General features: G+C 52.4%; 22 protein-coding genes. All 22 read left to right on the forward strand.

Translation table 11 applies throughout. From position 1 onward, the window contains the following. The first annotated feature begins 161 nt into the window (after nucleotides 1–161). The 22 genes from FLT43_RS18500 (at nucleotide 162) to FLT43_RS18600 (ending at nucleotide 18,582) form a co-directional block, all read left to right on the forward strand. A complete protein-coding gene (locus tag FLT43_RS18500) occupies nucleotides 162–710 on the forward strand; it encodes an NADPH-dependent FMN reductase (RefSeq protein ID WP_087441531.1) in 549 nt (182 codons plus the stop codon). 221 nt (nucleotides 711–931) lie between these two features. After that, the gene (locus FLT43_RS18505) at nucleotides 932–1,462 is read left to right on the forward strand and encodes a tubby C-terminal domain-like protein (RefSeq protein WP_087441532.1); all 531 of its coding nucleotides are present in this window, start codon (nucleotides 932–934) and stop codon (nucleotides 1,460–1,462) included. A gap of 18 nt (nucleotides 1,463–1,480) precedes the next feature. After that, complete coding sequence (locus tag FLT43_RS18510; RefSeq protein WP_143797157.1) at nucleotides 1,481–2,302, forward strand: hypothetical protein; 822 nt, start codon at nucleotides 1,481–1,483, stop codon at nucleotides 2,300–2,302. Between the two features lie 295 nt (nucleotides 2,303–2,597). Next, nucleotides 2,598–2,810, forward strand: a complete 213-nt coding sequence (locus FLT43_RS18515; protein WP_143797158.1) for a hypothetical protein — start codon at nucleotides 2,598–2,600, stop codon at nucleotides 2,808–2,810. 527 nt (nucleotides 2,811–3,337) lie between these two features. Next, on the forward strand, nucleotides 3,338–4,054 hold the full coding sequence (locus FLT43_RS18520; RefSeq protein WP_087444182.1) for a helix-turn-helix transcriptional regulator: 717 nt from the start codon (nucleotides 3,338–3,340) through the stop codon (nucleotides 4,052–4,054). An 8-nt stretch (nucleotides 4,055–4,062) separates the two neighbouring features. Next, nucleotides 4,063–4,863, forward strand: coding sequence for a molecular chaperone DnaJ (locus FLT43_RS18525; protein ID WP_087444181.1), 801 nt, complete (start codon nucleotides 4,063–4,065; stop codon nucleotides 4,861–4,863). 349 nt (nucleotides 4,864–5,212) lie between these two features. Continuing rightward, on the forward strand, nucleotides 5,213–5,410 hold the full coding sequence (locus FLT43_RS18530; RefSeq protein ID WP_087444180.1) for a ubiquitin family protein: 198 nt from the start codon (nucleotides 5,213–5,215) through the stop codon (nucleotides 5,408–5,410). 48 nt (nucleotides 5,411–5,458) lie between these two features. Beyond that, nucleotides 5,459–5,863, forward strand: a complete 405-nt coding sequence (locus FLT43_RS18535; RefSeq protein WP_087444179.1) for a hypothetical protein — start codon at nucleotides 5,459–5,461, stop codon at nucleotides 5,861–5,863. 63 nt (nucleotides 5,864–5,926) lie between these two features. Further along, the gene (locus tag FLT43_RS18540; protein WP_255321641.1) at nucleotides 5,927–6,529 is read left to right on the forward strand and encodes a DUF4184 family protein; all 603 of its coding nucleotides are present in this window, start codon (nucleotides 5,927–5,929) and stop codon (nucleotides 6,527–6,529) included. A 543-nt stretch (nucleotides 6,530–7,072) separates the two neighbouring features. Then, nucleotides 7,073–7,552, forward strand: coding sequence for an effector binding domain-containing protein (locus FLT43_RS18545; RefSeq protein WP_244194328.1), 480 nt, complete (start codon nucleotides 7,073–7,075; stop codon nucleotides 7,550–7,552). Nucleotides 7,553–7,766: 214 nt separating this feature from the next. Then, nucleotides 7,767–8,153 carry a VOC family protein gene (locus tag FLT43_RS18550; protein ID WP_087444176.1) on the forward strand — a complete coding sequence of 129 codons (387 nt, stop codon included), beginning with the start codon at nucleotides 7,767–7,769 and terminating at the stop codon, nucleotides 8,151–8,153. A 105-nt stretch (nucleotides 8,154–8,258) separates the two neighbouring features. Then, the gene (locus tag FLT43_RS30545) at nucleotides 8,259–8,387 is read left to right on the forward strand and encodes a hypothetical protein (protein ID WP_255321639.1); all 129 of its coding nucleotides are present in this window, start codon (nucleotides 8,259–8,261) and stop codon (nucleotides 8,385–8,387) included. Nucleotides 8,388–8,522: 135 nt separating this feature from the next. Continuing rightward, nucleotides 8,523–9,158 (forward strand): HD domain-containing protein, encoded by a 636-nt coding sequence (locus FLT43_RS18555; RefSeq protein ID WP_087444174.1) that lies wholly within the window; start codon nucleotides 8,523–8,525, stop codon nucleotides 9,156–9,158. 101 nt (nucleotides 9,159–9,259) lie between these two features. Then, nucleotides 9,260–10,198 carry a phosphotransferase enzyme family protein gene (locus FLT43_RS18560; RefSeq protein WP_087444173.1) on the forward strand — a complete coding sequence of 313 codons (939 nt, stop codon included), beginning with the start codon at nucleotides 9,260–9,262 and terminating at the stop codon, nucleotides 10,196–10,198. Between the two features lie 38 nt (nucleotides 10,199–10,236). Further along, nucleotides 10,237–11,019 carry an alpha/beta fold hydrolase gene (locus FLT43_RS18565; protein WP_087444172.1) on the forward strand — a complete coding sequence of 261 codons (783 nt, stop codon included), beginning with the start codon at nucleotides 10,237–10,239 and terminating at the stop codon, nucleotides 11,017–11,019. A 55-nt stretch (nucleotides 11,020–11,074) separates the two neighbouring features. Beyond that, the gene (locus tag FLT43_RS18570) at nucleotides 11,075–11,662 is read left to right on the forward strand and encodes a hypothetical protein (RefSeq protein ID WP_127510974.1); all 588 of its coding nucleotides are present in this window, start codon (nucleotides 11,075–11,077) and stop codon (nucleotides 11,660–11,662) included. 228 nt (nucleotides 11,663–11,890) lie between these two features. Beyond that, nucleotides 11,891–12,073, forward strand: coding sequence for a Rossmann-fold NAD(P)-binding domain-containing protein (locus tag FLT43_RS18575; RefSeq protein WP_087444170.1), 183 nt, complete (start codon nucleotides 11,891–11,893; stop codon nucleotides 12,071–12,073). Between the two features lie 23 nt (nucleotides 12,074–12,096). Further along, complete coding sequence (locus tag FLT43_RS18580; protein WP_087444169.1) at nucleotides 12,097–12,642, forward strand: GNAT family N-acetyltransferase; 546 nt, start codon at nucleotides 12,097–12,099, stop codon at nucleotides 12,640–12,642. Nucleotides 12,643–12,734: 92 nt separating this feature from the next. Continuing rightward, complete coding sequence (locus FLT43_RS18585; RefSeq protein ID WP_087444168.1) at nucleotides 12,735–13,547, forward strand: GNAT family N-acetyltransferase; 813 nt, start codon at nucleotides 12,735–12,737, stop codon at nucleotides 13,545–13,547. Between the two features lie 43 nt (nucleotides 13,548–13,590). Continuing rightward, nucleotides 13,591–14,403, forward strand: a complete 813-nt coding sequence (locus FLT43_RS18590) for a class I SAM-dependent methyltransferase (protein WP_087444167.1) — start codon at nucleotides 13,591–13,593, stop codon at nucleotides 14,401–14,403. A 36-nt stretch (nucleotides 14,404–14,439) separates the two neighbouring features. Then, complete coding sequence (locus FLT43_RS18595) at nucleotides 14,440–14,988, forward strand: nucleotidyltransferase family protein (protein WP_087444166.1); 549 nt, start codon at nucleotides 14,440–14,442, stop codon at nucleotides 14,986–14,988. 165 nt (nucleotides 14,989–15,153) lie between these two features. Beyond that, nucleotides 15,154–18,582, forward strand: coding sequence for a copper amine oxidase N-terminal domain-containing protein (locus FLT43_RS18600; RefSeq protein ID WP_244194326.1), 3,429 nt, complete (start codon nucleotides 15,154–15,156; stop codon nucleotides 18,580–18,582). Nucleotides 18,583–18,726 lie beyond the last annotated feature (144 nt).

The raw sequence follows: 18,726 nt of genomic DNA on the forward strand, positions 1-18,726 counted from the left end.
ACACCGGTATGATGCCGGAGTCAATCCGGGGCACATTCTGTTCCGCGTAAGCAGGATAAATCAATCGGTTGGAGAATATATCAACACTGGATAATAAAGGATGTTCCCGATGGCAATTAGGTTAGAGCGATTAGATGTTTTTTTCAGAGGAGGCGTGATCCATGAATATTGTGGCCCTTGTTGGCAGTAACCGCAAAGAGTCTTATAATTCGAAGCTGGCTGCCTATATGCAAAAAAGGTATCAGGAGCGAATCGATATCGAGATCGTCAGCATCAAGGAGCTCCCCTTCTACAATCAAGATATTGAAAACAATCCGCCGGCCGAGGTAAAGGAATTCGTTAAAAAGGTGGGCATGGCAGATGCCGTCCTATGGGTGACGCCGGAGTATAACTACTCCATTCCGAGCGTATTGAAAAATGCGATTGACTGGCTGTCCCGCGGGGAGAAGGTGTTGGTGGGCAAGCCATCCTGGATCGTCGGCGCTTCGATGGGCACATTGGGAACCGTGCGGGCCCAGGAACATTTGCGCGATATTTTGTTCTCGCCGGGCGTGTCTTCTCCTCTTCTTCCCGGGAATGAAGTGTATGTCGGCACCGTTCATGAGAAAATTGACGATAGCGGGACATTGATCCATGAGCCGACCATCGCGTTTCTCGATTCGGTCGTTGCTAATTTCGTAGCATGGTACAATAAGCATTATGCCAAGTAGAACCAGCAAATGGAAATGAATTCGGGTGCAGCGCTCCGGTTTGTGGCCGGGGCGTTGTTCATTTCAAATATGGCCGTACGCAAGGCACTCAGCGAGCAGGGCAAGGGATCGCTTATGTTCGGGGTGCTTTTTCGTGATGAGGGCGTATCCAATATTAGGGTTAGATGATAAACTTAAGGGGGTTGAGCTTGCCAGTGTAAAATAGATATAAGGAGTCTCTTATGGAAACGTATTATTACACCCGTCCATTGCTTAAGATGTCAACAGCTCTGATATCAATCGAAGATGATGGCGGCAATGCAGTCGGCTCTTTTCGCCGAATATTTACGACGCGGACAAATAAAGCAGTAAGCTGGGTGGTTGATAACTGGCAATTGAGCCTTGAAGGACGAGATATCCACTCGGAGCGGCATATAAAAATTATGGACAGCAGCCCATGGCTTGGGCGCATGAAATGGACGATAATGACGATGCATGAAGGCTGTGAGAGCTTGTCTTGCTTAAAGGATCGGACAAAGATTGCAACACATCCCCGGTTGATATGGACAAATGAAGGGCGTGAGTATGTCATCTCCAAAGATCCGCTGAACAGGACGACAACCATAACAGATTCCGATAGCCATGCTGTTGTGGGAGAGATTGCGAAGGTTCCGGGAGGCAAGCTGAATCAACGGGAACTCGTACTCTTCGAGGATGCATTATGTCCGATCGCACTGCCTTGTATAGACCATATCATGAGGATGATATATTGAGCAGCAAGGAGGGACTCGATGCAATCATGGCCGATATCTGCATCGCAAATTGTACGAGTAAAGAGAAGTGATATGGTGGACAACATGACGTCGAGAGAAAAAATCGCCGCCAAAGCGGTCATGCTTAGAAATATGTATGAAAAAGGCCTGTTGGGCGGAGAAGTGATGCCCGAAGATGCGAATCCAGGCTTGCCCAAAGGTTCGGCTTTGAATTATTTGTACTTCACCTTGCCTATGGCCTTGAATTATCAACGCAACTCCTACACGCTGTGGAAGTCGGCCCTCCAATCTTATATGGATGAGGCGACGGCGGGAATCTATGCCCCCCATTATGTTGCTTCCATCGATGAAGATACACTGAGAGAGATGCTGGTCAAATATAAAGTAGCGCTTCAGCCTGTAAAGCAATGCGCGGCTTGGATGACATTATGCCGCATCTTCGTTCGCCATTTTGAAGGCGATATACGCAACTTGTTCATCAGGTGCAACTGGAGTATCTCGAACATTCTCGAATATATCCAAAAGACCCACAAGAAAGAGTTCCCCTATTTAAGCGGTCCGAAAATAAGCAATTATTGGTTATATGTGATCGCAAATTATACCGACGCTTCATTTTCTGATTTGGATGCTCTCTCGATCGCACCAGACACTCATGTCATCCAAGCGACCGTCCGTTTGCAAATGATTGAGGAAAGTGAAACGAAGAAGAATAACATACAGGAGATAGTGAATCAGGCGTGGAAGGAGGCGCTGTCCGGGACAGAGCTGTCGCTTATCGATCTTCATACGCCGCTATGGTTGTGGAGCCGCAACGGTTTTCGGGAACTGGTGGAGTGTTAATGCGCCCTATAACGAGCTCGTAGCAAAATCCTGCGATAATCAGGCTGTTGGAAAACCCCTGTTTTTTGCGAAGGGGTGGAAATGTCCATTTACATAATTAAAACTTGGCACTCAAAATTGTTTCTACTGAGAGACGAGCTCACTATATAAAAATGAAGTGGCGAAAATTCTCATGGACTTCTCAACGGCCTGATTTTACGGGATCCAAGAGACCGCGTCGGATCCGGGGGCATTATCGTCTTCAGGAAGCATCATTGCCTTCTGGAGGCATCGTTGCCTCCTGGGGCTTGAACGTGTGGAGGGAATTGCTGCTATTTTACAGGAATTTCGGCTCAATGACCCACATCCCGAGGAATTGCTGCAAATCTACATCATTTTAGGCCCTTTTGCTTCAAGTCGAAGCGAAACGGGTCAAATTCCTGCAGTTTTGCAGGATTCCCTTTCTGGTCAAGTCGTCCATATCGAATTGCTGTATTTGCGCAGGATTTCGCTTGCTGTACAGGTGTAGAAATCGTGCAGTTTTGCAGATTTCTCTTACCGAATAGGCGTGTCTGGAGAAATCGTGCAGTTTTGCGGATTTCGCCTAGCAGATAGACGTGTCTAGGGAAATGGTGCAGTTTTCAGGCCGTTGGAAACCTCCTGTTTTTTACGAAGGGGTGGAGATTGTCCATTTTCCTACTCAAAACTTGGAGCCATAGCGTTTTAAATCGATTTTTTCTACGGAGAGACGAGATCCACCACATAAAAAATAAAGTGCTGAAAATTCCCCCGCACTTTCTCAACAGCCTGATGTTTGCAGGATTTTTTTATTGGAGAGGTGGGACCGGCAACAAAACTGCAATTTTGCAGGTTTTAGGGGAGTTCGCTCAAGGTTAAGAAGGAATTTTTTTTGACTATAAATTTGACTTTAATCAAGAATGTTTACCGTATACAAAAGTTTTTCGATACGATACAATGAGGTGGAGTGGAAACCGGGTCTGACGGCAAATGGTGTCGTTGGAGATGTATCAAATTGAATCGGAGGGAGGATGAGAGATGACGATTGCGCAGGAAGCCCGTCTTCTGAAGCAGCCCGTGCGCAGAGACATCCTGACAATGCTGAAGCAGCAGGGGCCCATTGGCATTCAACCGCTGGCGGCTCAACTGAAGCTGACGTGCATCGCGGTGCGCAGGCATTTGTACGATCTGCAGAAAGGCGGGTATGTCCGCATTCAATTGACCCGCCCCAGCATCGGCAGGCCAGCCTATCTATATAGCTTGTCGGAGAAGGCAAGCGCGTTGTTCGTGAACAAATATGACGCGCTTGCGCTGGACTTGATTGAAGAGATGCAGGCCATGGCAGGCGATACGTTCGTGGAGCGGTTATTCGAGCGGCGGAAGCGGAAGCTGATGCATCGATATACGAGCTTGCTGAAGGGACAGAAGCTGGAGCAGCGGGTACAGGCGCTGGCTGATATTCAGGACCAGGAAGGCTATATGGCCAGGTGGGGACACAACTCTTGTGAATCGTTCTGGCTGGAAGAGGCCCATTGTCCGATTGCGCAGGTGGCTGCCAAGCATTCCCCGGCTTGCCAGTGCGAGCTGGCTTTGTTCGCAGAGCTGCTGCAAGCCGATGTGGAGCGGACGGAATGTATGGCCGAAGGCGGGCGCAAATGCATGTTCCGCATTACCGGGAAACCAACAGTCCCTGCCAGCCAGGAAGGCAAGGATGAAGAAGAGAGAATTCAGACGGGGGCGTCCGGTTCGAGGTGAAGAAGGATATGCAGAGCGGCAGAGAAGATGATTACATGGAAGGAGCCCAGTTCGCCAATCTGGGCGATACGAATGGCATCAAGGTGACTGAACCTTATATTGTCGAGTTCGTCCGGGCTCTGATGAACTTGAATAGGGGTTGGCAGAACAAAGTGAAGGCCGGCACCACCAAGCTGCAAATGGCCGTCCAGATCGGATCGAGCCTGAACGAAGAGCAGCAGGAACGGTTGATGGAGTTCTTGCAGGAGGTGCCGGTGCCGGAGAAGGATATGGGCAAGGTACTGCACGCGTTCGCATTGGATATGCCGGAATGGGCGGTCCGGCAACTGCTCCGAATCTACAGGCTGGCGGACCGCATGAAGGCGACCCTGATCATGTATAACGATCTGATGGAGCAATTGGAGCAGATGATGAGGGAATTCGAATTCGAGTTCTGGGAAGGCGGTCTCCCGCGCGAGGAGGAGCGGCTGGAGGCGATGCTGGAGCATATGCGCCATACGCTGTCCGAGCTGGCCGATCAGGCTCCACGCCGGGAGAAGTCGTATAACCGTTCTTATGGCGACAGCTCCTCGAACTCATGGGAGCATCGCCAGGCGGGGGCCATGTCTTATCATGTGCTTATCGGGGCTCCTGAAGAAGCGGATGACAAGCAGGTGCGGAAGCAGTCGAAAAAGCTGCTGAAGCTGCTCCATCCCGATCATGGAGGCAGCGCCTATCTGTTCGATTGGGTGAAGAAAGCATATGATGCTTATAGCGCCAATAGCGGGCCGGACAAAAAAGGGGAGCGGAGTGCGGAGAGGCGGCAATGAGGCTGTCTCTCCATTTTTTCATGCAGGGCGAGAACCGGGAATCCGTTTGAATATTTTTACATAATCTACTACAATATTTGGCAAGACGAAGGGAAGGCAGCAGGTTCTATCCTTGGAATAAATAAGGTGTCTATCGAAGCGATATGTAAAGGCGACGTATCGTGGTGAGTATGCGGGAAGCCAGGGAACGGGCATTTTTCAGTCGTTTTTTACAATCGGGATCCGGTGAAAGTGTCGCTTGCTCTGTTATTCACTCTGAGTATCGTCGCGGTCATTCTTGTTTTATATCAAAAGCAACGAAGAAGCGTTAGGAAATAAGGCGAAGCATCGCAATAAAGAGGGCTGAACGATGAACATTTATTTCGGCATCAAATATGTTGATGATTTTTCCAACCGGCATGTCATTGAATCAATCCTCTCCGTGCTGGAGCAACAACTTGGGCATCAAGCGAGCTGTATTGTCCGGGATGTGGAGGAATGGGGGCGTCGATCCTTTTCGCCTGCGGAGTTGATGCAGAAGACATTCGAAATCATGGACTCGGGATAGGATCGACTTGGAGATGAAACTGGCGGCAGTCCTGAAACGGAGGTGCGTATGCAGAAGCGAATAGTCATTTTGGCGGCTGCTGTCCTCCTTGCAGGTTGGGGCATGTTCTATGTTTATGACCATTACTTCAATGAAGCAGGAATACTGGACAGGGTAATGCTTCAATCAGGGTATGTCCTGATAGAGAAGGAAAAGCCCGTGTCCGTGGCGTTGGAGGTAATGCCGGAGTGGATTCCGGCGCAAGAAGAAGCGGAAAGCAGCAAGCTGCGTATGGAACTGGCGAAGAGGAACGAGACCACGTTTGTGACACATTCCGAATCATCGACGCCGAAGAGAAGACCGTTGCCTATGGTCAGCATGGTTACGGGCCCGGAGCAAGCTTCGGATTCGCCATCGCCGCCGACAAATACGATCAAATTAAGGATGGGTTTACTGTCGAGTACCAAGGCTTAATTCGGTATGAGTATGTGAAGATGTAAATCACTGTCTATTGGAAGTGGATGGCTCCTAAGCCGGATCGGCCATTCGACGCAGGGCTTGTTCCTGTATGCCATCCCGTTAAGCTTGCTGTTGGCGGTGTTGTTCCACTACTTTATCAAAGATCCTTTGGCGCGTCATCTGCCGTCCGTATGGAATCTGGACCGGAAAGCGCAGGGGCTTGTGCGGCCCTGGAAGATGTCAGGCATACGTGGCTGGACCGTGTTTTTGATCTCGGTCATTATCGGGTTCTACGCTCATGTGTTATTGGACGGCTTTACGCACGAGACGGGAATATTTGTGAGCCTTTATCCGTTGCTAGAACAAAATATGATGGGCACACCAGTGTACAAGCTCCTTCAGTATGGGCTCTCTATCATAGGTCTGCTAGTGGAGGGGTTATTTCTTGTTCTGCTGCTCAGCAAGGCCCGGTGCGGCTCCGGCTTTGTTCGAGTCAAGCGAAGCGCAAAGGCTCAATACTGGGCGATCGCATGCTGTACGGCAATCGCGGTCGCCGGAATCAAGCTCTTCTCCGCATCAAGTACGAACTACATCGGGATCATTGTCGTCGCCCCGATCTCGGGCTTCTTCCTGGGACTTGTTGCAGCCGGCGCATTGAGCAGGATGAAGGTGATTTCATAGAAAGTGAGGTTGTTCGAAAATCGAAGAGCACCTGGAGCAGAAATGATCTTGACATGAGCCCCTGCGATCGAAGGGAGATTCTCCAATCGGCCGCAGGGGCTTGATGCATTCGGGACGAGCTTGTTAGTTGTATGCTACTCAGAGCCGATAGAAGAGAGTAGACGAACTGCGAGGAAAAATGTAATAAAATACTAGCGGATGATCAACATGCCGTGTAGAGTAAAAACATGACCGGGAAAGGGACAAGTCAGATTTACGGGATCAATTTGGATGAGCAGGAGTACTGCAGTCTGGCGGAATTGCTCGCTGCCGTGCGGAAGGAGCCGCAATGGACGGAACTCGGCAGGATGAAGAAGCTTGCCCTCCCCGTATTCCCCATATTCTCTACCATGGGACCTACAAGAGCGTCCTTGAGAACCTCCTGGCGGAAGGCGTGAAATTCTATCTTGCCCCGAATCAGATCTAGCTATCTGATTACATTCCGGCGCAATATTTGTCTTTATTCAAGAATTAACAAAGAGGAGGATAACCGGCGTGGAAATCATGAACAAACTGCCGAATATGGAGCCGATAGTCGTACGGCATGAAGAACTGAAGCTGATTGGAATTCCGTGCATCAGCCTGCAAGATATGAGCAGCAAATACCGTCATGCCAAGGAAAGTCTGCTGTCCTCGACGAAGCATTTCCCCCAAGTGGTGAATCCGCAAATGCATTATGGAATCTGGCCGAATGCCGATTCTCAGGCGGATCCGGACCGCCACGCGTACATTCTCTGCGTTGAAGTCAGCGGCTTCGAAGGGATTCCGGAATGGTATGTGCGGGTCACGATGCCTCCGCAGCAGTGCGTTGTCGTTGCCAATGACCAGGGAGATTTCGATGCCGCCAGCTCTAGGGTGGACGCTTATGTCACGGATCACCAGTTCGACTTGAGCGCGGCAGGCAGGGACTATATCATTTGCGAGAGATACAGCTATGACGGCGAAGGCTTCGCCCGGTATTCCTTGCCGATTATTTCGAATTAGGGCAGGATGGAGGCCGGGCAATCCGTATGCGTGAAAGGATAAAATGATAGTCTTAAAGAAAGGGAACACTTGTGCGTATTTTTATTTTGCAGTACAATGAGTATACAAAAATATCAAGTTACCGCAGTTCTGTTGAAACAGGAGAAGACCCACCCTAAGCCAAGCGCCGGAAGGTGGGTTTTGTGTTAGCGCGGTAGAAGAGCAGGAGGCCAACATGCTGCATCATGTCGAGTTTAATGTATCGGATTTGGAACGGTCCATCGCCTTTTGGGGATGGCTGCTGAAGGAACTGGGGTATGAGGAATTCCAGAGATGGCCGGAAGGCATTAGCTGGAAGCAGGGAGAGACCTATCTCGTCTTCGTACAGACGGAAGCCCGATTTCTTGATCTTCCCTACCATCGCAAGCGCGCCGGCCTGAACCATATCGCTTTCCACGCGGAATCGAAGGCGCGCGTTGATGAACTGCGCATCAAGCTGGAGGAAAGAGATATTCCTATGCTATATACGGACAGATATCCGTATGCCGGGGGAAGCGATCATTACGCCGTGTTTTTCGAGGATCCAGACCGGATGAAGGTGGAGATCGTTGCTCGCCGATAGCATGGTACATAGACCCGGTTGTCAATCATCTCAGGGATGTGCAGAATGCGCATCCTTTTGTTCATGTGCGGATATTTGGCATTCAATGACCAATGGGAGGTTGCTATGGAAATGATTATAATCTTTCTGATTGTCATGCTTGTGGTTCTGCTTCGCATTGAAGTTCATACGAAGAAGACGACGGAGAATGTCGAGAAAATACTAACGAAGCTGGAGGAGAAACGATTTGAATGATATGTTTATATATCTTTAACCCTCTTGGATCGCTTCTGTGTTACGATGAAGCAGAACAACATACACAATTATCCAATAATATGTAAAACGGATGGCTGCATGCGTCGTCCCGCTGCTGCATAAGGGGAGGCGAATATGAATCCGGTCTATGCCGACTTAAAGGTTGAAGCGTCGTCAGGCGATTTGCGTGAAGATGTTTATCGTTTTTTGGTCGGGAACGGGTGTCCCCGGACAGCGGAGCACTGCATGAAGGTAGGAGAAGAAGCACGCCGTCTGGCGGTGCGATTCGGATTGGATTCGCAGGCGGCGGAATACGGCGGTTATCTGCATGATATTAGCGCGGTCTATCCCAACCATGTCAGAGTGCCCGTATCGCGTTCTCTCGGCATTGAAGTGCTGCCGGAAGAAGAGGCCTTCCCGATGATTGTTCATCAGAAGCTGTCCAGGCAGATGGCCCGGGATCTGTTCCACGTCTCCGAACAAGACATATTGGATGCCGTCGGCTGCCATACGACGCTCCGCAAGCAGGCCACGATGATAGACAAGGCGCTGTTCGTTGCCGATAAGATCGAATGGGATCAGGAAGGAGTTCCTCCCTATTTGAAGCAAGTGGAGGAAGCGCTTGAGATCTCTCTGGAACATGCTTCCTATGCATATGTCAACTACTTGTGGGAGCGGCGGGACACGTTGAAGGTGCTCCACCCTTGGCTGCGCGATGCTTATTATGATCTGGCGGTCTTAACGAGGGACGAGGCGATGCCCGGCCGCTAACAAAATTCCAATGAGCTGATTAATTCGGGAATTGGATGAGGTGACTGCATGGCAGAAGTCGATAGCGGTAGAGAATTGTTGATGTGACGGAGGTACGGCCAATGGAACAGCAAGTAATTAGTTTTCTGAATGAGAACTATCCGATCCAGATACATACGGCAGAGGCGGTAACCAATGAAATGTACCGCTGCACGGGCGATCAAGCAACGTATTACGCCCGCGTGACCAACTATAAACCGTATGAGGTGCAGCTTGAAGAAGTGTCCTGGACCAACGCGTTATACCGGGAGGGCGTCGGCGTCGCACAGGCAATCCCCTCCTGCCGCGGTCAGATCGTAGAGATCATGCCTCCCAAGAACATTATCGTTGTCGTATATAAGGCGGCTCCGGGCATTCACCTGCCCCGTGCGGAGTGGAATGCGGAGGTGCTGGCCGAATTGGGAAGGCAGATTGGCAGAATGCACCGGATTACGCAGCGCTATGAGGCGAATCATCCGCTTCGCTATCTCGGGGACTGGCATGATCAAGAAGAGTACAACTTCGCGAAGTACATCCCTGCAGAGGAGACGGCGATTCAGGCGATTGCGGCCAACGTGCTGGCGGTGGTGAAGAGCCTTCCCCGGGAACGGGCGACGTATGGGTTGCTTCATGGAGATCTGTGGCTCGAAAATACCCTTGTTGATCGCGGTTCCTCGCTCACGATGATCGATTTTCAAGATTGCGAGAAGCATTACTATATGTATGACCTGGCCGTCCCTCTCTATTCGGCCCTGGAATTCTCGTTCGCAGGAGCGGGGAACATCCGGGACTATGGGCGCTCCATTGCGAATGCTCTGATAGAAGGGTATCAGGAGGAGCACACGCTTCATCCGGAGATGCTGAAGCAGCTGCCCTTGTTCTTGAAATTGAAAGAAATCTTCGAGTACAGCCTCATGCATATGTATTGGGATCGGGAGCGCTTGAGCGAGGAGCAGATCCGCATCCTGAATCTGTACCGCCTGCGGATCGAGCATCACGTTCCGGTGCTTGAATGGGAATAAAATGAGAATCTGCGTGGACGGTACATAGGAGGCGAAGGATGAACCTGTATCTGCAGCAGCTCGGTGTCAAGGACGCGCCTTTGCTCGTATTTCTGCATGGAGGCGGCGTCAGCGGATGGATGTGGGAGAAGCAGTTGGAATACTTCAAAGGGCGTTACCATATTGTCATCCCTGATCTGCCTGGTCACGGGAAGAGCAAAGATATCCCATTCCATTCGATCTGTCAGACGGCTCAGAGCATCATTCAACTGATCGATGTGCACAGGGAAGGGCGGCAGGTTACGGTCGTCGGCTTCTCTCTCGGCGCGCAGATTGCCCTGGAAATGCAGGGCATGAGGGAAGATGTTGCAGACCATGCGGTCATCGTCAGCGGGCTCGCGAAGCCGATGAAGCTGGGGTATTCCCTGCTTGCACCTCTTCTCCGCATGTCGTATCCGCTCGTGAAGAACCGATCATTCGCCCAGCTGCAGGCACGGCAATTGCGGATCGGGCCGGAACAATTCGAACGATATTATCAGGAGTCGCTGCAGATGAAGCGGGATACATTTATGGCGATGATGCAAGAAAATATGTCTTATCGGTTACCGGAAGGATTTGCACGTAACCGGGCGCGCATCCTGGTTATGGCGGGAGAGAAGGAGAGGAAGGTGATGAAGGACTCCGCGGCCTTCATTGCCCGCAGTCATCCCGGTGCGGAAGGCTATCTTGTTCCTGCCGCGGGGCATGATCTCCCTTTGGGGGGCCTCCGAATCTTCCATCTTGCCCTGGAAGCTTGGATGAGCGGCGGCGAGCTTCCCCCGGGGATGAATCGGATACGTTAGGAACCGCCATCAAGGGGGGTTAACCAGCCGGGGGCGCGGATCGGCGGCTTCGAGCGTGCGCATGAACAGTCTGAATGATTGGGGGATGAACATGGGGGCGAATGAGGCGAATGATTCCCATTCCGGGGCTGATGCACTTCTGGCCCGCCGCCGGCATTGTGTCATCGCGCTAATCCTCTTATTCGTCGTGACGCTGATCGGCGTAGGGTTGGTCGATGTGTTCACCTTCCGGCTCCGATCGGGCGGAGGCATGTCCGGGAACGGGAATCCGGCACTGTTGATTCTGTTCCCCCTTGTCCCGCTGTATGCCGTCCTGCTGGCGATGCTCGGAACCGCTTCGCACGGGTTCTTCGCGCAAGGGCTCCAGCGGGGTGTCAAGCAAGTTATTATCTTGCTTGTGCTTATCCTTCTCGGCGTTGCCCTTGCTGTGATGGAGTGGCTGTATATCAAGCAATTCTTCGGCAATCTGGGCGGTCCCCCGGATAATCCCCGTTCGGCGATTTACCGTTGGGGATGGTGGAATCCATATACGAATACGGCTTACATTAATGTTTTTACGTATACGTTCGGAATCGACCTGGCGATGATTGCCGGATATGTGGCCGCATGGGTTGCCGATGCGCTTAGGAGGAAGAAGGAGTAGCCACGGAAGGCGTCTCGGTCGATTATACGGGCGACGCTGCCCTGAAGAAGCGGCTGGACGGGATCATTCGTTGGGCTCCGGGCGAGATGGCGGTCGCCTGGCGCATCGGCAAGCGGCCCCTCGTGCGATGCCAATCGTGATGAACGAGTTGGAAGGACAACCGGTATCGCGACGGAGACTTTTCACCTTCTGGGGACCAGTGCAAATTTGGGTGAAGTGGAAAATGCTATGGACTTTTCTCCGAAATGCGAGTACCATCAACTTCAACTTGGATTTGTTATCGAGCAGTCCCGTTCCCGCTGGTTGACCCGCTCGGAGATTGCCGGAGGCGTTATCGAGGCGATGATGCGGAAGCAGGCGGTCTATACTGTGGGGACGATGCATCCGCCCGAGCTCAGGCCAAGCACGTAACCTGGACAGAAAGGATGATCCGAATGCCGCATATCACAGGGGAGCGCATCATTTTAAGAGAGTATCGAATGGAAGATTTGCCGTATATGCGGGAGTGGGTTAATGACCCGGAGATTACGGATACGTTGAGCGATATCTTTACCTATCCGCAGACGCTTCATGACACGGAGTCCTTTCTGAAAATGATGATCGAGGGAAACAGCCGCAGCAAAGGCTTCATTATTGCCGACAAGGAGTCACTGGAATATATCGGGCAGATTGATCTGCATCGGCTCGATTGGAAAAACCGCTGCGCCGTCCTGGGCATCGTCATTGGCCGCAAGTCGCATCTTGGCAAAGGCTATGGCAAGGAAGCAATCGCCTTGATCAAACGCTTCGCCTTCGACACGCTGAATCTGAACCGGCTGGAGCTGGAAGTGTTCGAATTCAATGAGCGCGGTCATCGCTGCTATCTGGGCAGCGGCTTCAAGGAAGAAGGCCGGCTGCGCCAGAAGCTGTACCGCGAAGGCAAGTATTGGGACATTATTCAGATGAGCATTCTGCAGAGCGAGTATGTAAGCGAGGCTTGACCGATTGGATCAAAATTTAAAAAGGAAAACCATTTTGCTTCGCCGGCAATCTAACAGAGGGGATGGTTTTGCCTCTTGCGGAGGATAGAAGGATGAATGCCATACATCCGTCAGAGAAGGTGGTACATGCCATTGAGAAGTCGGAAATCGGTTATATGACCGATCGGATGAATGCGATCCGGGAACGTCCGGGCAATCCGGAAGGCGTGGAAGTGGCGCAGTTCGGGCATGCGGTCTGCTTCTACAGCAAGACGATGCCATGGCCTTCCTTCAATACGGTCAAAGGGCTGCGGAACAGCGATATCGAGTATATAGACGACATAATCCGCTTCTACCGGGAGCGGGGACGAAAACCCCAATTCGAATTGGTGCCCGGACTTGCCGATCAGCAGGTGCTCTGGTCGCTGGCAGAGCGGGGCTTGTATCAGTCGGGCAGCCATACGTCCTTGTATGCGCAACCTATCGCCGCCAAGCAGGAGCCTGGGCCGGAGGCGGTGCGAATTGAAGAGATCGGGGCATCGGACTTCGATACATATGCGATGATTCATTGCCGGGGTACAGGACTCCCGGATGATGGAATCCCGCATGTCGCGGCTAACAACCGGGTGCTGCACCAGCGTCCGGGCTGGTTCTTTTATATGGCCTGCTACGAGGATCGGCCGGCGGCGGTCGGCGTCATGCATGTGAAGGGAGATGTTGCTTCCTTCACATTCGCGGCCACGCTTCCCGAATATCGGCGCCGAGGCTTGCAGCTGAGTCTGCTGCGCTGCAGGCTTGCCGAGGCGGCACGCCGCCATTGCGGCCTGGCCGTGGGCCAGTGCGCCTTCCTGTCAGGCAGCCACCGGAATATGGAGCGGGCCAGCATGCGGATCGGGTATGTACGAACGACATGGACCGAGCTGTAAGGAGTGGAACGATAACGTGCAGGGACAAGGGGCAGGTGCCGCCATGAACAAAATTATCGATTATTATAACGGGTTTGACGAATGGGGCCGCCTGGACAGGGAGCCTCTTGAATTCATGGTGAACTGGCATCATATTCGCAAGCATCTGCCGCCTGGCGGGCATCTGTTGGATAACGGAGCGGGACCAGGCAAGTATGCCCTTGAATTAGCCGCAGCGGGCTATCAAGTCACCTTGACCGATCTTACCCCAAGACTGGTGGAGATTGCGCGGGTGAAGGTGGAAGAGCGGGGACTGGCCGGGCAATTCCAAGGGTTCTACCCAGCGGACGCAAGAGATCTGGGGATATTCGCCGACGAGCAATTCGACGCTTCACTGATGATGGGGCCGCTCTATCATTTGCAGGCGGAAGAGGAGCGGCATGCCGCCGTGCAAGAGCTGTTCCGCGTGACCAAGCGGGGCGGCATCGTCTTCGTCGCGGTGATGACCGTGGTCCGCCATCTGATGAACTCGCTCCTCCATCCGCAGCATTGGAAGCCGAATGACAGCATCGGCCAGATACGCCGCTTCATGGAGACGGGAATCTTCAATCATCAGGATGAGGGGCGGTTCACCGGCGCGTATTATTTCCGGGTGGAGGAGATTGCCCCGTTCATGGAAGCGCACGGCTTCGAGACGGTACAGCTCCTCGGTTCTTCAAGCATTGCCGGGGCGATGAATGAGCAGCAATTCGACTATTGGCGTTCGCGCGGGGAAGACGAATATCGCCAAGTGATGGAGCTGATCTACGAGATGGCTTCCTGTCCCCATGTGCTGGGCGTCTCTTCTCACCTGCTCTACATCGGCCGGAAAAAATAAGGGCAGGCGCCCGTCTGCAAAAATGGAGGAATCCCCGTGTTGGAGCAGCGTTTGCTTCATTATTTGCATGAACATGAGGAATTGATGGCTGACTTGCGGGTCGTCAGAGAGTTGGACCTGCCGCAATGCTATATAGCCGCAGGGTATATTCGCAATTATATCTGGGACCGGCTGCAAGGATTCGAATACCGGGCGCGGCATCAGGATATCGATGTCGTCTACTATGACCCGGAGGATCTGTCGGAGCAGCGGGATGTTGCGCTGGAGCAGGAGCTGATAAGGCGAACGGGCAACGAAAAATGGTCGGTCAAAAACCAGGCCCGAATGCATATCCGCAATGGCGTGGCGCCTTATGAGTCCACCTTCGATGCGTTGAGCCGATGGCCGGAGACCGCCACGGCGGTAGGCGCGCGCTTGAATGGAGAGGAGCGGATAGGACTGATTCATCCGCACGGCTTGGAGGATTTGTTCGAGATGGTCGTCAGGCGGAGCCCGGCATTTCCCGATCCCGCCTATTATATGGCGCGGGTGAACGCGAAGCAATGGCGGGAGCAATGGCCTCGGCTGACGATTATCGAAGCATAGAAAACAGGGCCGGATATGCAGGCCTTCATGCCTCTCTTGCATTCGGGCAATTGTTCAATATTTTGCCCAAAATGAAAATATTTTTAAAATGAAAGAAACATTTACCTCGATAACCGCGTTACACATATCAGAGGATTGAAATGACAACAAATGGAGGATGAACTTGTGAAAAGGATACTATCCGGGCTGATTGCATTTGCCTTGTTGTTTACATTTGCCATTCAAGCGCAAGTGCAGGCGGCCCCGCAAATCAGTGTGTATATCGATGGCGTCAGGCTAAATACGGATCAACCGCCAATGATGATTCGAGGGCGGACGATGCTTCCGCTGCGGGCCATCTTCGAGGCGTTGGATGCGAAGGTAGGGTGGAACCAGAGAGCACAGACGGTGACCGCGACCAAGGCGGGTACGACCGTTGTCCTCAAGATTGGTTCCAAGGTAGCTACGATTAACGATTCGAACGTGACTCTGGAGGTTCCTGCCCAGACGATCCGGGGAAGAACGATGGTTCCGGTGCGCTTCGTCAGCGAAGCGATGGGCGAGCAAGTGCTGTGGAACTCCAGAACGCAGACCGTAACGATTAATACAACGAATCGTGATCAGGATGATTATCCGAGCGACCAAGTCTCTCAGGCAACGAATGTAAATGCCAGAGTAACCGGCCAAGCGGGTAACGGCAGCGACCTGACCGTCAGCTTCAACCGGGCGTCCCAGGAATCGAATATCGATCATTATCGCGTTCTCGTCGTCAAGGCTTCGGATTCATCGTCCTTTACGCTGGCGCGGGCTCGTCTGGTATCGGACAATAATTACACGGTCGTCGATACGTATGGCCGCAATCCTTCTCTTTCGCTCAATTCCTCGACCCGCGACGTGAACGGAGATGTTATCCGTGCGAACCAGTCCTACGTCGTGTATGTGTTGAGTGTAGGCAAGCGCAGCCAGGATGTATTGTCCCGGCCTTCGCAGACCGTGACGCTGACAGGCGATTCAGCCTATGCGGTCACGAATGTGCAGGCGCGTGACGTTGCCGATTATGGCGATGGAAGAGATATGTCCGTGAGCTTCACAAGGGCTTCCGATGAGAGCAATATCGCCAACTATCGCGTCATGGTCGTGAAGTCGCAAGATGCGCATCGCTTCGATCTGAACGCCGCGAATGCCGTATCCAGCTCTAACTATACGACCGTATACAAATCCGGATCGACCTTGTCAACGACGCTCAGTTCGTCGTCCCGGGACACGTCCGGTGATAGAATTCGCAATGGCGTGCCTTATACGGTGTTCGTTTTGTCCGTAAGCAATAATGTGAATCGTCATTCCAATCAGCTCTCTGCGTCCACGACGACGATTACGCTGGGCACCACGGTCGGCGCGCCAGTCATTACGAGCGTGGCGGATGTGAGCAATTATAACGACGGCCGCGACCTGCAGGTATCGTTCACGAGATCTTCCGATGAGTCGAAGGTGAGCTACTACCGCATATTCGTCGTGCCGAACCGGGATTATACCCGCTTCGATCTGAACGAAGCGAACAAATTGTCGTCCAGCCGTTATTATCAAGTGTCGAAGACCGGATACAATATCACGACGACCTTGTCTTCGAGCCTGACGGATGTCAACGGCTCTTATATTCGAAATAATGAGACCTACCGGGTATTCGTCATGGCGGTCTCGAAAGACGGGTACAGCTCTAACAATGTGTTGAGCGGCGCATCTTCGTCGATTACGCTGTCTCATAATTCCATCGCCAACGCGGTCACGAATGTGCAAGTCAGCGATGTCAACGACTATAACGACGGCCGCGACATGCGGATCACGTTCAACAAGGCTTCTGACGAGTCGTTGATTGATCATTACCGCGTCATGGTCGTGAAGACATCCAATGCGGACCGGTTCAATGTATCGGATGCGAACAATGTATCGAGCTCGTACTACACGAAGGTGAACAAGACGGGGCGCGATCTTAGCTTGACGCTCTCCTCCAGCGCTAGAGATGTGGACGGTTCTTATATTCGGAACGGTGTGAGCTATCGCGTGTTTGTCCTGTCGGTAGGCAGAGGCACCTATTCCAACGCATTGTCTTACGCTTCCAGCACCATTACGCTGTCCAGCAATTCGGCCGTGTATGCGGCGACCAATGTTCAGGCCTCCGATATCAATGATTACGGCGATGGCCGTGACATGCGGGTAACGTTCTACCGCGCGGCGGATGAGTCGAATATCAGCCACTACCGCGTCATGGTCGTGAAGTCGTCCGATGCGGGGCGCTTCACGGTAGGGGATGCGAATAATGTATCCAGCTACAATTACACGTATGTGAGCCGCAATGGCAGCAACCAGAGCGTGACGCTCGCATCCGGTGCAAGAGATGTCGACGGGGCGCAGATTCGTAACGGAGTAAGCTACCGCGTATTCGTCCTGTCTGTCGGCTCAGGCAGTTATTCCAATACGTTGTCCAGTTCGTCGAACACCATCACGTTAAGCAACAACTCGACGGTGTATCCGGCTACCAACGTCACGGCAAGCGACGTCGGCGATTATAACGACGGCCGCGACATGCGGGTCAGCTTCAACCGGGCGGCGGATGAATCGAACATCTCCCAGTACCGGATAATGGTCGTGAAATCGGTCGATGCAAGCCGCTTCGACTTGTACCGTGCCAACAACGTATCCAGCTACAACTATACGTACATCAGCAAGACAGGCAGAGATATTGATCAGATTCTGTCCTCCTCGGCGCGGGACGTTGATGGAGCGGCGATTCGAAATGGCGTCAGCTACAAGGTATTTGTCTTGTCCGTCAGCAATAACAGTAATAACGCGAATATGTTGTCCGTTCCTTCCGCGGAAATCATGCTGACAAGCAACTCGTCGGTCTCTGCGGCGTCGAACGTAACGGCCAACGTAACAGGCAATAGCGGCACGACGCGCGATATTGAGGTGAGCTTCACCGCGCCGTCCAATGATTATGGCGTGCTGGAATATCGCGTGATGGCCGTGAAGTCGGATCAGAGCTTTGGTTTGGCGGATGCGAACAATACTTCATATTACACGTATGCCCCGAAGCAGAGCGGCACGATACGTCTGCCTTTGCCAGAAAACGCCCGTGATGTGAGAGGAGAGGCGATTACAAGCGGCAGCGCTTATCGGTTCTATGTCCTGACGGTAGCTGATAGCCGGGTTAGCTCGGCCAATGCGCTCTCTGATGCATCCCGCGATGTGGTCTTGTCGGCTCAATATGTATCTCCGGCGACGAACGTAACGGCGGAGATGATTGGAAGCGACATGCGGGTCTACTTCAGCAAGCCGGCGAATGAGAGAGGCGTTGCAAAATATGCCGTGATGGCGGTGCCTTCCCACAGAGCAGGCAGCTTTACGCTGGATGATGCTAATTGGACAGGAACAAACAGCTCTAAAGCCGTATCTCCTTCGGGAGAAGGCATGGTTACGCTGAACTCCTACGATAAAGACGCTTTTGGCAATCCTTTTGTCAATGGGGACACATACATTATCTACGTCCTCACTGTGTCGGACGGCCGTGTGGTAAATGTGCTGTCCACTCCGTCCCAGGGCGTCGTGGCACAGTTCTAAGCGTCCCAGGGTGCGGCGTAAGATAATCCTGTATGTAACAAAAGCAGACAGCAAGGGCTCCGGCAATAGGCCGGGGCCCTTTTTACCTTTCAACGGGGTAGCCATCGATTGTACAGAACCGTTCATTGCTTCATTGCCCTCGCG

The sequence above is a fragment of the Paenibacillus thiaminolyticus genome (genome assembly GCF_007066085.1).
In the GTDB taxonomy this organism is placed as follows: Bacteria; Bacillota; Bacilli; order Paenibacillales; family Paenibacillaceae; genus Paenibacillus_B; species Paenibacillus_B thiaminolyticus.

What these genes read in the sequence shown, in the direction of transcription:
- FLT43_RS18500 (WP_087441531.1), top strand. Translation starts at nt 162, where the DNA reads ATGAATATTGTGGCCCTTGTTGGCAGTAACCGCAAAGAGTCTTATAAT.
- FLT43_RS18505 (WP_087441532.1), top strand. Translation starts at nt 932, where the DNA reads ATGGAAACGTATTATTACACCCGTCCATTGCTTAAGATGTCAACAGCT.
- FLT43_RS18510 (WP_143797157.1), top strand. Translation starts at nt 1,481, where the DNA reads ATGCAATCATGGCCGATATCTGCATCGCAAATTGTACGAGTAAAGAGA.
- FLT43_RS18520 (WP_087444182.1), top strand. Translation starts at nt 3,338, where the DNA reads ATGACGATTGCGCAGGAAGCCCGTCTTCTGAAGCAGCCCGTGCGCAGA.
- FLT43_RS18525 (WP_087444181.1), top strand. Translation starts at nt 4,063, where the DNA reads ATGCAGAGCGGCAGAGAAGATGATTACATGGAAGGAGCCCAGTTCGCC.
- FLT43_RS18530 (WP_087444180.1), top strand. Translation starts at nt 5,213, where the DNA reads ATGAACATTTATTTCGGCATCAAATATGTTGATGATTTTTCCAACCGG.
- FLT43_RS18535 (WP_087444179.1), top strand. Translation starts at nt 5,459, where the DNA reads ATGCAGAAGCGAATAGTCATTTTGGCGGCTGCTGTCCTCCTTGCAGGT.
- FLT43_RS18545 (WP_244194328.1), top strand. Translation starts at nt 7,073, where the DNA reads ATGAACAAACTGCCGAATATGGAGCCGATAGTCGTACGGCATGAAGAA.
- FLT43_RS18550 (WP_087444176.1), top strand. Translation starts at nt 7,767, where the DNA reads ATGCTGCATCATGTCGAGTTTAATGTATCGGATTTGGAACGGTCCATC.
- FLT43_RS30545 (WP_255321639.1), top strand. Translation starts at nt 8,259, where the DNA reads ATGGAAATGATTATAATCTTTCTGATTGTCATGCTTGTGGTTCTGCTT.
- FLT43_RS18555 (WP_087444174.1), top strand. Translation starts at nt 8,523, where the DNA reads ATGAATCCGGTCTATGCCGACTTAAAGGTTGAAGCGTCGTCAGGCGAT.
- FLT43_RS18560 (WP_087444173.1), top strand. Translation starts at nt 9,260, where the DNA reads ATGGAACAGCAAGTAATTAGTTTTCTGAATGAGAACTATCCGATCCAG.
- FLT43_RS18565 (WP_087444172.1), top strand. Translation starts at nt 10,237, where the DNA reads ATGAACCTGTATCTGCAGCAGCTCGGTGTCAAGGACGCGCCTTTGCTC.
- FLT43_RS18575 (WP_087444170.1), top strand. Translation starts at nt 11,891, where the DNA reads ATGGACTTTTCTCCGAAATGCGAGTACCATCAACTTCAACTTGGATTT.
- FLT43_RS18580 (WP_087444169.1), top strand. Translation starts at nt 12,097, where the DNA reads ATGCCGCATATCACAGGGGAGCGCATCATTTTAAGAGAGTATCGAATG.
- FLT43_RS18585 (WP_087444168.1), top strand. Translation starts at nt 12,735, where the DNA reads ATGAATGCCATACATCCGTCAGAGAAGGTGGTACATGCCATTGAGAAG.
- FLT43_RS18590 (WP_087444167.1), top strand. Translation starts at nt 13,591, where the DNA reads ATGAACAAAATTATCGATTATTATAACGGGTTTGACGAATGGGGCCGC.